This is a genomic window from Streptomyces sennicomposti (assembly GCF_019890635.1).
Taxonomy (GTDB): domain Bacteria; phylum Actinomycetota; class Actinomycetes; order Streptomycetales; family Streptomycetaceae; genus Streptomyces; species Streptomyces sennicomposti.
In genome coordinates, this window is the sequence record NZ_JAIOAB010000063.1 from 13,682 (window position 1) to 28,178 (window position 14,497).

At 76.2% G+C, this 14,497-nt stretch carries 14 protein-coding genes; 3 read left to right on the plus strand and 11 right to left on the minus strand.

Annotation, left to right across the window (positions count from 1 at the left end):
• Positions 1 to 378: 378 nt before the first annotated feature.
• From rfaE2 to K7787_RS26455, 9 genes are all read right to left on the minus strand, one after another.
• Positions 379 to 1,782 carry a D-glycero-beta-D-manno-heptose 1-phosphate adenylyltransferase gene (rfaE2, locus tag K7787_RS26415; RefSeq protein ID WP_223003186.1) on the minus strand — a complete coding sequence of 468 codons (1,404 nt, stop codon included), beginning with the start codon at positions 1,780 to 1,782 and terminating at the stop codon, positions 379 to 381.
• A gap of 1 nt (position 1,783) precedes the next feature.
• Positions 1,784 to 2,368: a D-sedoheptulose-7-phosphate isomerase gene (locus K7787_RS26420; protein WP_164388157.1), complete on the minus strand. Its 585-nt coding sequence runs from the start codon at positions 2,366 to 2,368 to the stop codon at positions 1,784 to 1,786.
• A 61-nt stretch (positions 2,369 to 2,429) separates the two neighbouring features.
• Entirely contained in the window at positions 2,430 to 3,653 is a 1,224-nt protein-coding gene (locus K7787_RS26425) for a glycosyltransferase (protein WP_223003187.1), read from the minus strand.
• Complete coding sequence (locus K7787_RS26430) at positions 3,650 to 4,603, minus strand: glycosyltransferase (RefSeq protein ID WP_223003188.1); 954 nt, start codon at positions 4,601 to 4,603, stop codon at positions 3,650 to 3,652. The genes K7787_RS26425 and K7787_RS26430 overlap by 4 nt, the downstream gene beginning before the upstream one ends.
• Positions 4,600 to 5,586, minus strand: coding sequence for a glycosyltransferase family 9 protein (locus K7787_RS26435; protein ID WP_223003189.1), 987 nt, complete (start codon positions 5,584 to 5,586; stop codon positions 4,600 to 4,602). The genes K7787_RS26430 and K7787_RS26435 overlap by 4 nt, the downstream gene beginning before the upstream one ends.
• Positions 5,583 to 6,284, minus strand: a complete 702-nt coding sequence (locus K7787_RS26440; RefSeq protein WP_164388154.1) for a D-glycero-alpha-D-manno-heptose-1,7-bisphosphate 7-phosphatase — start codon at positions 6,282 to 6,284, stop codon at positions 5,583 to 5,585. The genes K7787_RS26435 and K7787_RS26440 overlap by 4 nt, the downstream gene beginning before the upstream one ends.
• The gene (locus K7787_RS26445) at positions 6,281 to 7,342 is read right to left on the minus strand and encodes a glycosyltransferase family 2 protein (RefSeq protein WP_199293835.1); all 1,062 of its coding nucleotides are present in this window, start codon (positions 7,340 to 7,342) and stop codon (positions 6,281 to 6,283) included. The genes K7787_RS26440 and K7787_RS26445 overlap by 4 nt, the downstream gene beginning before the upstream one ends.
• Positions 7,339 to 8,976, minus strand: a complete 1,638-nt coding sequence (locus tag K7787_RS26450) for a carbamoyltransferase family protein (protein WP_223003190.1) — start codon at positions 8,974 to 8,976, stop codon at positions 7,339 to 7,341. The genes K7787_RS26445 and K7787_RS26450 overlap by 4 nt, the downstream gene beginning before the upstream one ends.
• Positions 8,977 to 9,303: 327 nt before the next feature.
• Positions 9,304 to 10,266: an NAD-dependent epimerase/dehydratase family protein gene (locus tag K7787_RS26455; protein ID WP_164388343.1), complete on the minus strand. Its 963-nt coding sequence runs from the start codon at positions 10,264 to 10,266 to the stop codon at positions 9,304 to 9,306.
• Between the two features lie 200 nt (positions 10,267 to 10,466).
• On the opposite strand from K7787_RS26455, the gene K7787_RS26460 reads away from it, so the two are divergent.
• Together K7787_RS26460 and K7787_RS26465 are read left to right on the plus strand one after the other, a co-directional pair.
• The gene (locus K7787_RS26460; RefSeq protein WP_223003199.1) at positions 10,467 to 11,252 is read left to right on the plus strand and encodes a polysaccharide deacetylase family protein; all 786 of its coding nucleotides are present in this window, start codon (positions 10,467 to 10,469) and stop codon (positions 11,250 to 11,252) included.
• 116 nt (positions 11,253 to 11,368) lie between these two features.
• Positions 11,369 to 11,809, plus strand: coding sequence for an SRPBCC family protein (locus K7787_RS26465; protein ID WP_019985005.1), 441 nt, complete (start codon positions 11,369 to 11,371; stop codon positions 11,807 to 11,809).
• Here the strand turns inward: K7787_RS26465 and K7787_RS26470 are convergent.
• Complete coding sequence (locus tag K7787_RS26470) at positions 11,774 to 12,730, minus strand: LysR family transcriptional regulator (RefSeq protein WP_247721310.1); 957 nt, start codon at positions 12,728 to 12,730, stop codon at positions 11,774 to 11,776. The genes K7787_RS26465 and K7787_RS26470 overlap by 36 nt on opposite strands.
• Before the next feature lie 71 nt (positions 12,731 to 12,801).
• Here K7787_RS26470 and K7787_RS26475 point away from each other — a divergent pair, with 71 nt between their 5' ends.
• Positions 12,802 to 13,104, plus strand: coding sequence for a YciI family protein (locus K7787_RS26475; protein WP_223003191.1), 303 nt, complete (start codon positions 12,802 to 12,804; stop codon positions 13,102 to 13,104).
• 191 nt (positions 13,105 to 13,295) lie between these two features.
• On the opposite strand, the gene K7787_RS26480 is transcribed toward K7787_RS26475, so the two are convergent.
• Complete coding sequence (locus K7787_RS26480) at positions 13,296 to 14,447, minus strand: XdhC family protein (protein ID WP_223003192.1); 1,152 nt, start codon at positions 14,445 to 14,447, stop codon at positions 13,296 to 13,298.
• Positions 14,448 to 14,497 lie beyond the last annotated feature (50 nt).

Sequence of the window (14,497 nt, forward strand, 5' to 3'; positions counted from 1 at the left end):
GGCGCGCCATGGACGCCGGGGGTGCACCCGGCGGGAACGGGTCGGCCGCTGGGCCGGCCTCGACTCGCTGTCGATCGCGGCCCGCGCGCTCGGCCCCACCGGTCGTGAACCTGTCGTCGCCGGGCGGTCGCCCCGGACACGCGGCCCGTGCCGCCCCCACGCCCGAGGACACTCGCCCAGCCCACGAACCGGCCTCACCAGGTCGCCGCTCCCGCCCCGCAGACGCCGCTTCCGAAGCCGCGCGACCGTCGGCGGCGGCCACCGGGCGCGGGCGCGCCACGGACGCCGGGCGTGCGCCCGGCGGGGACGGCCGGTCGGACCGGCGGGCGGTCCCGCCCGGCGGGGTCGCCCCGGCCGTCGCCCGCTCCGCGCGCCCGCTCACCGCGCCCCCTCCGCCGCCCGCGCCATGAGGGCTGTGGAGGAGTGGCCGTCCAGGTACGGGAGGAGGACCGCCTGGCCGCCCCATGCGTCCAGGAGGGCGGCCTCCGGGAGGTCGGCGCCCGCGTAGTCGCCGCCCTTGACCCAGACGTCGGGGCGGAGTTCGGACAGCAGGCGTTCGGGGGTGTCCTCGTCGAAGACGGCGACCGCGTCCACGCAGGCCAGCGCCCGCAGGACGCGCGTCCGGTCGGCGAGCGGGTTGACCGGGCGGCCGTCGCCCTTGCGGCGGCGTACCGAGGCGTCGGAGTTGACGCAGACGACCAGGCAGTCGCCGATGCGGCGGGCGGCCTGGAGGAGGCCGACGTGGCCGGCGTGCAGCAGGTCGAAGCAGCCGCCCGCGGCGACGACCGTGCCGCCGGCCGCCCGGACCCGGGCGATCAGCGCGGCCGGGTCCTCGTCCGGGTGCGGGGCGTCCGGGGCGGGGGCGGCGCCGAGCACGGCGCCCGCGCCGCCCGCGCCGACGAACGCGGTCGCCGCGGTGACGGCGCCCTCGACGGCCTCCCCCACCAGCGCGCCGTCGGCGAGCAGTCCGGCGGCCGTGGCGGCGAAGCGGTCGCCCGCGCCGCACGGGTCGCCGTGGTGCGCGGCGCTCACCGGCACCAGCAGCGGGTGTTCGCCGTAGGAGAGCAGGGCGCCGCGCCGGCCGAGGGTGACCGTGACGGCGGCGACCCGCCAGTGCCGGACGAGGGCGGCGGCCTCGCGGGCGGCGGCGCGCAGTTCGCCGCCGCCCGCGTCGCCGCCCGGCGGATCGGCCTCGGCGGCGTCCGCGCCGGTGAGGGCGGCCGCGAAGGCGCGGGCCTCGGTGCGGGCGGGGGTGACCAGGCGGGTGCCGGGCACGGGCGGGCCGCCGCGCGGGTGCGGGTCCCACACCACCGGGGGCCGCCGGGCTAGTTCGGGGCGCAGCGCGTCCACCGTGCCCCGGCCGTAGTCGGAGACGAGGACCGCGGCGGCGGCGGCGAGCGCCGCGCGGGCCTCGGCGGTGGCCTCGCGGGCCCGTCCGTCGCCGCGGTCGAGGCGGACGACGGGGCGGCCCTGGGCGAGCACCCGGGTCTTCTCCGACAGTTCGCCGGCCATCGGCAGCGCGACGAGGGTCAGCCAGGGTTCCAGGAGCCGGCGCAGCTCGTGTCCGGCCGGTCCGTCGTCCAGGCCGGTGATCAGGGTGACCTCGCGGCCGTCGCGGGCGGCGAGGTACGCGGCGAGCGCGGCGCCGCCCGGCCGTACGCGTTCGTCGCAGTCGGCGACGACCGGTACGGGCGCGTCGGGCGCGAGCCGGTCCGCGTGTCCGGTCAGGTCGCGGTCCAGCAGGGCGTCGCCGACCACGACCAGGGGTGCCTTGCCCGTCATGTCACCTCCCGGCCCGCTCGACGGCCGCGTCGAAGGCGGCGCACACCATGTGCACGGCCACCAGGTGGAGTTCCTGCACGGTGGCGGTGGACGCCCCGGCCACGCTCAGCGTCTCGTCGCTGCCCGCGCTGAGCGGATTGGGCGCGGGTCCGGTCAGCGCCCACACGCGCATCCCGGCGGCCCGGCCCGCGTCGGCGGCGGACAGCAGGTTGGCGCTGGCGCCGCTGGTGGACAGCAGCATCAGCACGTCCCCGGCGCGACCGTGGGCGCGCACCTGGCGGGCGAACACCTCGTCCACGCCGTAGTCGTTGGCGATGGCGGTGGTGCTGGAGGTGTCGGCGTGCAGGGCGATCGCGGAGAACGGCGGCCGGTCGTCGCGGTAGCGGCCGACGAGTTCGGCGGTGAGGTGCTGGGCCTGGGCGGCGCTGCCGCCGTTGCCCGCGGCGAGCAGCCGGCCGCCGCCGACGAGGACGGCGGCGAGTTGTTCGCCCCAGCGCTGGGTGATGTGCGCGGAGGCGCGGAACCGGCCGAGGGCGACGAGGAGTTCGTCGCAGTGGCCGGCGACGGCCGGGGTCTGGACGCTCATGACGTCACCTCCGAAGTGCCGGTGGTATCGGGGTTGTTCGCGTCCGGGCGGTCGATGCGCATCAGGCCACCTCCGAGCCGATCTCGCGGCCGGCGGTGACCCGCCGGTAGACCTGTTCGACGCCGTCGGCGACGCGCCGCCAGGTGAAGCGGGCCTGGACGCGTTCGCGGCCGGCGCTCCCGTAGCGGCGGCGGGTGCGCTCGCTGCCGAGCAGCTCGCGCACGGCGGCGGCGATCGCGGCGGGGTCGCCCTCGGGCACGAGCCGTCCGGTGCGGCCGTCGGCGACCGAGTCGCGGTGCCCGCCCACGTCGGTGGCGACCACCGGCACGCCGCACGCCATCGCCTCCAGCGGCACGATGCCGAACGGTTCGTAGGTCGGGGTGCACAGCACCAGGTCGGCGCTGCGCATGAGGGCGGGCATCCGGGCCGGGTCGACCGCGCCGAGGAGCCGCACCCGGTCGCCGACGCCCTCCGCTGCGGCCAGCTTCAGCAGCCGCTCGGCCTCGGGCTCGGTGTGCAGGTCGGCGGCGGGCGGGCCGCCGGCGACGAGGAGTTCGGTGTGCGGGACCCGGGCCAGGGCGCGGATCGCCTGGTCGTAGCCCTTGCGGCGGACCAGCCGGCCGCAGGACAGCAGCCGGTGGCGCTGCTCGCGGGCGGGCGCGGGCGCGGTGGCGGGGTCGGCGCCGGGGTGGAAGTGGGCGGCGTCCACGCCGCAGGGCACCACGGAGACCCGGCTGGGCGAGATGCCCATGTCGGCGAGTTCGTGGACCTCGTCGGTGCAGGTGGCCAGGACCCGTTCGCAGCTGCGGCCGATCTGCCGCTCGATGCCGACGCGTTCGCGCGGGCTGGTGTCCTCGCGGCCCTGGTGGCGGCGCTTGACGGTGCCGAGGGCGTGGTACGTCTGCACGACCGGGAGGCCGTACGGCCCCGCGCCGAGCAGCGAGGCCATGCCGGACATCCAGAAGTGGGCGTGCACGACGTCGGGCCGTTCGTGCCGCCAGGCCCGGGCGAGATGCGCGCCGAAGGCGGGCATGTGCGCGAACATCTCGTCCTTGGGGATGACGTCGGGCGGCCCGGCCGGCACGTGCTCGACGACGGCGCCGCCGGGCAGCGGCACCCGGTCGGGCAACTCGGCCGAGTCCCGGCGGGTGTAGACGGTGACGTCGTGTCCGCGGCGCGCCAACTCCTCGGTGAGGCGGGCGACGTAGACGTTCTGGCCACCGGCGTCGACCCCGCCGAGCGCGGCGAGCGGGCTCGCGTGCTCGGACACCATGGCGATCCTCATCGGGTGACCTCCTTCAGCAGCCGCTCCCAGTCGTCCAGGAAGCGGGTCAGCCCGTAGCGGGCGAGCGCGGCGGCGCGCGCCGCCTCGCCGACGGTGCGGGCGTACAGCGGGTCGGCGACGAAGTCCCGTACGGCGTCGGCGAGTACGTCGATGCGGTTGGACACCACCCCGGCGCCCGGCGGCACCGCCTCGGTGACCTCGGTGGTGGCGAGGGCGACCACGGGCATGCCGAGGTGCATCGCCTCCAGCAGGGACAGACCGAGGGAGGTCCAGCGGACCGGGTGGAGGTAGAGGCGGCGCCGGGCCATCTCGAAGTGCAGGTCCTTCTGCACGAGTTCGTGGCTGCGGCAGCGCTCGGGCGGCAGTCCGACGTGCTCGGCGAGGCCCTCGGTGCGCATGCCGAACACGTCCAGCGGGGCGGCCCGCGCGAACTGCGGCAGCAGGTCGGTGCCGGTCGTGCGGCCGCGCCTGACGGGCTCGTTGACGACGACGGCGGCGTGCGGCAGCTCGCCGGTCCAGCGCGTGCCGGGGTCCACGATGCCGTGCTCGATCACGGCGGTGTCCGCGCTCCCGGCGTCCCACATCAGGCGGTTGAAGTGGGTGACGTGCACGAGCGGGATGCCGGCGGGCAGGTCGGCCACCGGGTGGCGGGTGTCGGGCACGTCGCCGTCGGGGGCGTTGTGCTCCAGGTACACCATGGGCGGGGTGCGGCCGAGCCAGCGCCGGACGAGGTCGTACTCGTGCGGGCGTTGCAGCACGACCAGGTCGATGTCGGCCTCGCGCAGCCGCTCCGGCGGGAGTTCGACCACCGAGTCGGGCCAGTCGAAGGTGCGGGCGCGGCCGAGGCCGTCGGGCCCGCGGTCGGGGGTGACGGGGACGACGTAGGTGTGCGGGCCCTGGACGAACGCGGTCGTCCAGGAGCCGTGCACGTGCCAGATGAGGATCCTCACGCCTGCATCACCTTCTCCACTGCGGCGCGCACGTCGTGCGCGGTCACCGACTCCAGGCAGGGGTGGCCGGGCACCGGGCAGGTGCGGGCGCGGCTGCCGGCGCACGGCGCGTCCTGGTCGCCGAGCAGCACGTACGGGACGCCCCAGGGGCGCCAGCGTTCGGCCGGGACGACCGGCGCGAACAGCGAGACGACGGGGGCGCCGACGGCGGCGGCCAGGTGGGCGGGGCCGGTGTTGCCGGTGACGACCGCGCGGGCGGCGGCGAGCACGCCGGACAGTTCGGGGGCCTCGGTGCGCCCGCCGAGGTCGAGGGCGACGGACCCGGCGACGTGCGCGGTGAGGTCCTTCTCGCCGCTGCCGCCGGTGACGACGACGCGGTGTCCGGCGGCGGTGAGTTCGCGTACGGCCTGCGCGCAGCGCTCGGCGCTCCAGGCGCGGGCGGGGACGCTGGCGCCCGGGTGCAGCACGACGTAGGGGCCGGGGCCGGTCAGTTCGGTGGTGTCGGGCGGCGGCAGCACGGCGAGGCGGCCGTCGTCGGGGCAGGGGAAGCCCGCGGCCTCGGCGAGGTCGAGGGCGGCCTGGGCCTCGTGGGCGTGGGGGGCCCGCCGGTGGCGTACGTCGAGCAGGGAGCCGGGGTAGTCGACGCTGTCCGCGGCGATGCGCCGGACGCCGGCCAGGCGCAGCAGCAGGGCGGTGGGCAGCGGGGACTGGTGGAAGGAGGTGAGGACGAGCGCGGTGTCGGCGTCCACGCGGTCGAGGAGGCGTTCGATGTCGGCGCGGTCGACGGGCGGCGGCTCGAACCCGGCCCAGGGCGCGTCCCAGACGACGATCTCGTCCACGCCGGGCAGCAGCCGCGCGGCCGGTTCGCCGCGCGGTCCGCACAGCAGGGTGACGTGGTCGGCGCGGGCGGCGACGGCACGGACGGCGGGCCCGGCGAGGAGCACGTCGCCGAAGCTGTCGAGGCGGCTGACCAGGGCCTTCATCGGGGCCTCCGACGGTCGTCGGGGATCGACGGCTCCACCGGGCGGTGCGTGCGGGGCGCGGTCCGGACCGCGCCGTCCCGCGGGTCCTCGGCGGTGGCCTGCCACCAGGGGCCGTCCGTGTAGGCGGCCTCGATGGGGCGTTCGTCGGCCAGGATGCGGCCCCAGGGCGGGCCGGTCAGGACCGCGCGGACGGCCGTCAGCAGGTTCGGGGCGACATGGGCGGCGGCGGTGATCTCCTCGGTGCGGGTGACCGGCGTGGGCACGAGGACGCCGTGCGCGCCTGCGGCGCGGGCGGCCGCCAGGTCGGAGCCGATGTCGCCGATCACGACGACCTCCTCGGGCCGCACCCGCAGCCGGGACGCCGCCGACAGCACCATGCCGGGCCGGGGCTTGCGGCACGCGCAGCCGTCGCCGGGGCCGTGCGGGCACACCGCCCACACGTCGAACGGGCCGAGCAGCACCTCGACGCGTTCGTTGACGCGGCGCACGTCGGCGGTGGAGAGCAGCCCTCGCGCCACGCCCGACTGGTTGGTGATCACGCCGACGCCGATCCCGTGCGCGCGCAGCAGCGCCACGGCCTGGCGGGCGCCGTCGACGGGGCGGACCCGCTCGGGGTCGCCGTTGTAGGGGACGTCCTCGACGAGCGTGCCGTCGCGGTCGAACAGCACGGCCTTCACCCGGCCGGTGGACGCGGTCACCGGGCCACCTCCTGCCAGGCGGGGGCCGCCCGGTGGCGCCACAGTCCGCTCAGCCAGTGCCAGGTGGCGGCGGGCGGGATGAGGACGCTGGTGACGGCCATGGTGGTGATCTCGTCGCGGGTGCGCGGCCCGGGCGCGATCCGCGTCCAGGCGAACTCGGCGGTGCCGGCCGCCCAGCCGAGCGCGGCGACGGCGGCGGCCCGGCGGCGGCCGGCCGCGGCGAGGGCGCAGGCGGCGACACCGGCGGCGGTGACGGCGAGGTGGGAGCGGATGCGGCCGCGCGGGGCGACCGCCTTGTGCCACCAGCCGGGGCCGTGCAGCCGCAGCATGAGCGCGTCGTCGGCGTTGCCGCGCTGCGCGCGCAGCGACACCCAGCGGTCGGCGGGCCGTACCGGGTGCCGGGTGGTGCGGCGGCCCTGGCGGATGCGCCAGCCGGCGTCCAGGACGCGCAGCGCCAGGTCGGCGTCCTCGCGGAAGGCGCGGGTGAAGCGTTCGTCGAACCCGGCGACCTGTTCGAGGGCGTCGGTGCGGTAGGCCATGTCGGCGGTGATCCAGCGCGCCTGCGCGAGCCCGGCGGTGCCCCGCTCCCAGTCGGTGGGGCGGCGCTCGCCCGGCAGCGGCACGGCGATGACGCCCTGGACGGCGCCGGTGTCGGTACCGGCCTCGGACAGGTCCTGCGTGAGCTGCTCGCACCAGTGCGGGCCGACCTGCACGTCGTCGTCCAGGAAGGCCACCCAGGGCGTGGTGACGGCGCGCAGCCCGGTGTTGCGGGCGGCGGCGGGGCCCCGGCCGCCGCTGGTGAGGACGGCGGTCCGGGCGCGCAGATCGCCCAGCACGGTCAACGGGTGCTCCAGCGCGTCCGGTTCGGGGTCGGGCCGGTCGTCCACGAGGACGATCTCCTCGGGCCGGGGCCCGTGTGCGGCGGCCAGCGCGGCCAGGCAGTCGGCCAGCGTGTCCCGGGCGAGCGTGGGGATCACGACGGCGTAGGCGGGGGCGCCGGGGCGTGCCCGGTCGGTGCGGCCGGTCCCGGCGGGGCGGCCCTCGTCGGTGCGGTTCATGCGTAGGCCCTCCCCCGGCGCACCGCGTAGGGGCCGATGGCGAGCAGGTCCACGGGCGCGGAGCCGAAGCACTCCAGTGCGTCGCGCGGGTCGTCCACCATGGGCCGGCCGGCGGTGTTGAGGCTGGTGTTGACGACGACGGGCAGGCCGGTGCGCCGCTCGAAGCCGCGCAGCATGCGGGCGACCAGGGGCTCCCGGCGCTCGTCCACGGTCTGGATGCGGGCGGTGCCGTCCACGTGCACCACGGCCGGGATGCGCTCGCGCCAGTCGGGGTGCACGTCGTGCACGAAGAGCATGTACGGGCTGGGTATCGGCCCGTGGAAGAGTTCGTGGGCGCGCTCGGCGAGCACCATGGGCGCGACCGGCCGGAACTCCTCGCGGCCCTTGACCCGGTTGAGCCGTTCCAGGTTCCCGGCGCGGCCGGGGTGGGCGAGCAGGGAGCGGTGGCCGAGGGCGCGCGGGCCGTACTCGCTGCGGCCCTGGAACCAGGCGACGACGCCGTCGCGGGCCAGTTCCTCGGCGACCGCCTCGGCGATGTCGTCGGGCCGCTCGTAGGGTACGGCGGCCTCCTGGAGCCAGTGCCGCAGCTCCTCGTCGCTCCAGCCGCGCCCGAGGTCGGCGCCGGTCATCGGCTCGAGTACGGCGCCCTCGCCGGCCGCCAGGTAGAGGGCGCCGCCGAGGGCGGTGCCGGCGTCGCCCGCGGCGGGCTGCACCCATACGTGCCGGTACGGTCCCTGCGCGGCGATCCTGGAGTTGGCGACGCAGTTGAGGGCGACGCCGCCGGCCATCGCGAGGGCGTCGCCGCCGGCCTCGCGGTGCAGCCAGTGCGCGAGGTCGAGCAGGACCTCCTCCAGCGCGGCCTGGCAGCTCGCCGCCAGGTCGGCGTGGTCGCGGGTCCAGGGCTCGTCCTTGCCGCGGGGCGGTGCGAAGGCGGTCCAGTCGACGCCGTGGGCGCGGAAGCCGCCGTCCCCGGTGGCGTGGACGTGCTCGCGCAGCCGGTCCAGGAAGCGGGGCGTGCCGTAGGAGGCGAGCGCCATCACCTTGTACTCGTCGCTGCTGCGCAGGAAGCCGAGGTGCTCGGTGAGTTCCTCGTAGACCAGGCCCAGGGAGTCGGGCAGCGCCTGCGCGGCGAGGGTGTCGAGCTTGCCGTCGTGGAAGCGGCCAGCGAGGTGGGAGGCGGCCTCGCCGCGGCCGTCCAGGACGAGGACGGCGCTGTCGGGGTGCGGGGAGGCGGGGCCGGCGGAGGCGGCGTGCGCGATGTGGTGCGGGACGAAGACGACCTTCGCCGGGTCGAGTCCGGGCAGCGCCTCGGCCAGGAACTCGGGGGCGCGGCGGGCGTACTCCAGGCGCAGCGGGTCCCACGGGTCGAACAGGCCCAGGTCGGCGGCGGGCCGGGCCAGGGCCGGGTCGAAGGAGTAGGTGACGGCGTCCAGGTCCTCGGGGCGCAGGCCCGCGTGTTCCAGGCACCAGCGGGCGGAGAGTTCCGGCAGCTCCCAGGCGGAGAACGGCACCGGGCGCTTGCCGTGCTTGCGGCGGCTGAAGCGCTCCTCCTCGCCGGCCGCGACCGTCCTGCCGTCCACGACCAGCGCGGCGGCCGGGTCGTGGAACAGGGCGTTGATACCAAGGATGCGCATGGGGGGTGACTCCGTCCCGTTCGGCGATGGTTCGGCGTAGGGGGACCGTCGGCACTTCGGGCTTCTGGGTGCCGCGCTGCGGCTGTCTCAAACACATGAAGCCAACTGGCCGGGGTCGGAGGGATTTCGCCCCGCCATGTCAGGATTTGGTGACGCAAAGTGACCCGTGCTGGTCAGGGGGGCGCAGTACGGTTCAGGACACCGCGGTCTACTGTCCGGCGGCCGTGCGGGGCGGCCCTTCGAGTTGCCGTCGCGCGAAGGGCGGTGGGGACGCGAAAGCGCCGGTCACCGGGGGCCCGGGTGACCGGCGTCGGGTCGTGGGCGCGGTCAGGCCGCCGCCGCTCGGGTGAACCAGCCGATCGTGCGGGCCAGGCCCTCGGTCCAGTCCACGCGCGGCTGCCACCCGAGCGCCTCCCGGGCGAGGTGGGTGTCGGGGCGGCGCCGGCCGGGGTCGTCGACCGGGCGGTCCACGAAGCGGATGCGGGAGCGGGAGCCGGTGAGTTCCACGATCCGGCGGGCCAGCTCCAGCACGGTGATCTCGTCGCCGCCGCCGATGTTCACCGGGCCGCTCTCGCCGGAGGCCGCCAGGGCGAGGACGCCGTCGACGGTGTCGTCCACGTAGCACAGGGACCGGGTCTGGCCGCCGTCGCCGGCCACGGTGAGGGGGGCGCCGTCCAGGGCCTGGGCGATGAAGGTGGGGACGGCGCGGCCGTCGCCGAGGCGCATGCGGGGGCCGTAGGTGTTGAAGATGCGCACGATGGCGGTGTCGGTGCCGTGGACCTGGCGGTGCGCGGTGACCAGCGCCTCGGCGAAGCGCTTGGACTCGTCGTAGACGCTGCGCGGGCCGACCGGGTTGACGTTGCCCCAGTAGCTCTCGCGCTGCGGGTGCTCCAGGGGGTCGCCGTAGACCTCGGAGGTGGAGGCGAGCAGGAAGCGGGCGCCGTCGGCGCGGGCGCGCTCCAGGGCGTTGCGGGTGCCGGCGCTGCCGACCTCCAGGGTCTCCAGCGGCAGGCGGAGGTAGTCGGCGGGCGAGGCCGGGCAGGCGAAGTGGAGGACGAGGTCGAAGTCGCCGGGCAGGCCGCGCACGGCGCCGGGGTCGGTGGCGTCGGCGTGGACGAAGCGGAAGCCGCGCCGCCGTTCCAGCTCGGCGACGTTGGCGTGCGCGCCGGTGGACAGGTTGTCCAGGCAGACGACGCCGGTTCCGGCGTCGAGCAGCCGGGCGCACAGATGGGACCCCACGAAGCCGGCTCCGCCGGTCACCAGGGCCCGGCGCCAGGTGCGTCCGCTCACGGGACTCTCCTCCCTCTCGCCTTCACTCGCGTGTCGGCGCGAGTAACCCGGCGGCGGGAGGGCACACATCGGGCCAATTCAGGCGGGATGCGCGAGTGATGGGGTCGATCAAGTGTCCGGCGGTCACTTATTCGACCCCGCTATACACTGCGTCTATACCCTCTGTATATAGTCCGCGCATGCCTTCTGCGACCAAGAAGATGAAGAAGACGGGGACGCGGTTCCGGAACATCGCCGGATTCCGGGGGGCCGTCGCCCTGCTGGCCGCCGCCGGGCTGACGGTGGCGCTCGGCGGCTGCACCAAGATCCACGCGACCTCGCCGAGCGACGCCCGCGCCCAGGCCGCCGCGGGCGCGCCGGGCCGGTTCGGCACCGTGGACTGCCGCAAGGCGAAGTGCATCGCGCTCACCTTCGACGCCGGACCGAGCGAGAACTCCGCGCGGCTGCTGGACATCCTGAAGGAGAAGCAGGTCCCGGCGACCTTCTTCCTGCTGGGCGCGCGGCACATCGAGAAGTACCCGGAGCTGGTCAAGCGGATGGCGGCCGAGGGCCACGAGGTGGCCAGCCACACCTGGGACCACAAGATCCTCACGAAGATATCCGAGGACGAGATACGCGAGGAGCTGAAGCGCCCCAACGACGCGATCGAGCGCCTGACCGGCCACAAGCCCACGCTGATGCGCCCGCCGCAGGGCCGCACCAATGACACCGTGCAGCGCGTCTCCAAGGAGATGGGCATGTCCGAGGTGCTGTGGAGCGTGACGGCCAAGGACTACACGACGACCGACTCCGCGCTGATCACCCAGCGCGTCCTCGACCAGGCGTCCCGCGACGGCATCATCCTGCTGCACGACATCTACCAGGGCACCGTCCCGGCCGTCCCCGGCATCATCGACGCGCTCAAGCAGCGCGGCTACGTCTTCGTGACGGTCCCCCAGCTGCTGGCGCCGGGCAAGCCGGTCCCGGGGAAGGTGTACCGGCCGTAGGCACACGCGCCCCAGGCGGCGCACCGGATCGGCCGGTGCGCGGAGGTCGCAGGGCCAGGCGGGTGACACGGGGGCGAACGGGCCGTTCAGCGGGGCGCATTGCCTACCATCGGCCCGTGGTCTTCTTCTCCCTCGAACGCACGCCGCCCCTTCCGCCCGAGGAGGCCTGGCGGCGGCTCACGCGGTGGCCCCGGCACGCCGACGTGGTCCCGCTGACCCGGATCACCGTGACCACCGACGGGCCGACCCGCGAGGGCACGGCCTTCGTGGCCCGTACGGCACTGGGACCGCTCCGCTTCGACGACCGGATGGAGGTCGTCGTGTGGCGTCCCCCGGCGGACGGCGAGCCGGGGCTGTGCCGGCTGGAGAAGCGCGGCCGGGTGGTGCTCGGGTGGGCGGAGATCGAGGTCGGGCCGGGCCCCGGCGGGCGCAGCCGGGTGCGGTGGCGCGAGGAGCTGGGCGTGCGGTTCCTGCCGGGCGTGTTCGATCCGCTGCTGGAGCGCACGGCGCGCGCGATGTTCTCACGCGCGGTCAACAAGCTGCTGCGGCAGGCGTGACGGGTCCTCAGCAGGCGGGACCAGGGGGGCGTCGGGGAGCCGGCGGGACCAGGGGGTGCGCGCGGCGGCCGCCAGCAGCAGCCGCTCGCGGGGCGGCCGGGGGCCGACCGGACGCCACACCAGGCCGGTGTCCGCGCCGACGGCGGACCGGGTGCGCAGCGCCACCAGGTCGTCGTGGCCGAGGAGGGCGTGCCGGAACAGGGTGTGGCTGCCGCTGTCCTCCACGACGGCGGCCGGACGCCAGCCGTGCTCGGCGAGCCGGGCGAGGACGGCGGACGCGTAGCCGGGGGCGCGCCGTTCGGGGAACCACAGCAGGCGCAGGTCCCTCAGGTCGGACCAGGTCAGTTCCGTGCGCCCGGCGAGCGGGTGGCGGCCGGGCAGGACGACGCCGAGGGGTTCGTCGCCGAGGACGCGCAGGTCGAGGCCGGCGGTGTCGGCCGCGGGGGCGCGCAGGACGCCGTAGGCGAGCGCCCCGGTGCGCAGCAGCTCGGGCTGGTGCGCGGAGTCGGCCGGCTCGTAGGCGAGGCTCAGGGGTCCGGCGGCCGTCAGGAGGCGCTCGGCGCGCTCCAGTACGTCTCCCGGCACGCCCCGGCAGACGCCGACGGCCGCGGTGAGAGGGGCGGCGCGGGCCGCGTCGAGCGCTGAGCCGAGCACCGCCAGCGCCTGCTGGACGCCGGTCAGGAGCAGCCGTCCGGACTCGGTGGGTTCCATGCCGTGCGGCAGGCGCCGGAACAGGGGTGCGCCGACGCGCTGTTCGAGCTTCTTGATCTGCTGGCTCAGGCTCGGCTGGGCGATCCTGAGGCGGCGGGCGGCCTCGGTGACGGTGCCGGCCTCGGCGACGGCGGCGAAGTAGCGCAGCTGCCGCAGTTCCAGGTCCGGCGGGGTGTGCACGCCCTCGGTTCCCGTCTCACCAGCGGTCATAGGCGTCAGCCTATAGGCCGGCGGGTGAGAGGTCTTGGCGGTGGGGCGGCCCGGTGCCGTTGGCTGGGGGCATGTTCGTCATCGTGTTCAGATACCAGGCGCCGCTGGAGACCGTCGATTCCCTGAAGGAGGCCCACTACGCCCATCCCGGCGGGGTGTTCGGCCGGGGGCTGGCCCGGATCGCGGGGCCGCTGGAGCCGCGTACGGGCGGGGTCGTCCTCGCGGAGGGGACGCGGGCGGAGATCGAGGCGGCCGTCGCCTCGGACCCCTTCGTCACCAGCGGCGCGGCGACGGCGGAGATCCTGTCCTTCCGCCCGGTGTACACCTCCGACACGCAGGACGCGGCGGCCCTTGTGGGGCGGTGCGGCCGGTGAGCGGGCGCTGCGGCCCGTGCGGGGCGGTGCGGCCGGTCCGGAGGGCGGCGGCCGGCGGGAAGTCACGTGCCCGGGGACGTGCTCCGCGAGCGGAGGGCGCTGCGTCTGAGGGGCGTGCGCCGCCCCGCGTGCCTCCCTCCGCCCGGCGCCTCCGGGGCGTGCCGCACGCCCCGGAGGCGCCGTCGTGCGTCTCAGGCCACCGAGCCGATCCGGCGGGGCGGGAGGGACGCCGGGTCGTGGTGGATCGGGGTGTGGGCGCCGGTCAGGGAGACGCCGCTGCCGCCGCGCCGGGCGGCGACGATCTCCGCGGCGATGGACAGGGCCGTCTCCTCGGGGGTGCGGGCGCCGAGGTCGAGGCCGATCGGGGAGCGCAGCCGGGCCAGTTCGAGATCGGTGACGCCGACCTCGCGCAGCCGCTCGTTGCGCTCCAGATGGGTGCGGCGCGAGCCCATCGCGCCGACGTACGCCACCGGCAGCCTCAGCGCCAGCTTGAGCAGCGGCACGTCGAACTTGGCGTCGTGGGTGAGCACGCACAGGACGGTACGGCCGTCCACCTCCGTGCTCTCCAGGTACCTGTGCGGCCACTCGACCACGATCTCGTCGGCGTCCGGGAAGCGGGTGCGGGTGGCGAAGACGGGCCGGGCGTCGCACACGGTGACGTGGTAGCCGAGGAACTTGCCGGTGCGCACCAGGGCGGAGGCGAAGTCGATCGCCCCGAAGACGATCATCCGGGGCGCGGGCACCGAGGACTCCACGAGGACGGTGAGCGGGGCGCCGCAGCGCGAGCCCTGCTCGCCGATCTCCAGGGTGCCGGTGCGGCCCGCGTCCAGGAACGCGGCGGCCTCGCCGGCCACGGTGCGGTCCAGCTCCGGGTGGGCGGCGAACCCGCCCTCCCAGGCGCCGTCGGCGCGCACCAGCAGGGCGCGGCCGCGCAGTTCGGCCGGGCCGGTCACGATCCGCGCGACCGCCGCCGCCTCCCCTCGGGCGGCGGCGGCCAGCGCGGTCGCGAGCACCGGCCGGGCCGGAGAGCCGGCCCGTACCGGGGTGACCAGGATGTCGATGACGCCGCCGCAGGTCAGGCCGACCGCGAAGGCGTCCTCGTCGCTGTAGCCGAAGCGTTCGAGCACGGTCTCGCCGTCCTCCAGCGCCTGCCGGCACAGCTCGTAGACCGCGCCCTCCACACAGCCGCCGGAGACCGACCCGACGGCCGTTCCCTCGCTGTCGACGGCGAGGGCCGCGCCCGGCTGGCGGGGTGCGCTGCCGCCGACGGCCACCACGGTGGCGACGGCGAAGTCACGGCCCTGCTCGACCCACCGGTTCAGCTCCTCGGCGATGTCCAGCATCTGTCGGTTCTCCTTCGGACGGTTCGTGGGGAGGGCGCTTGGTGGTACGG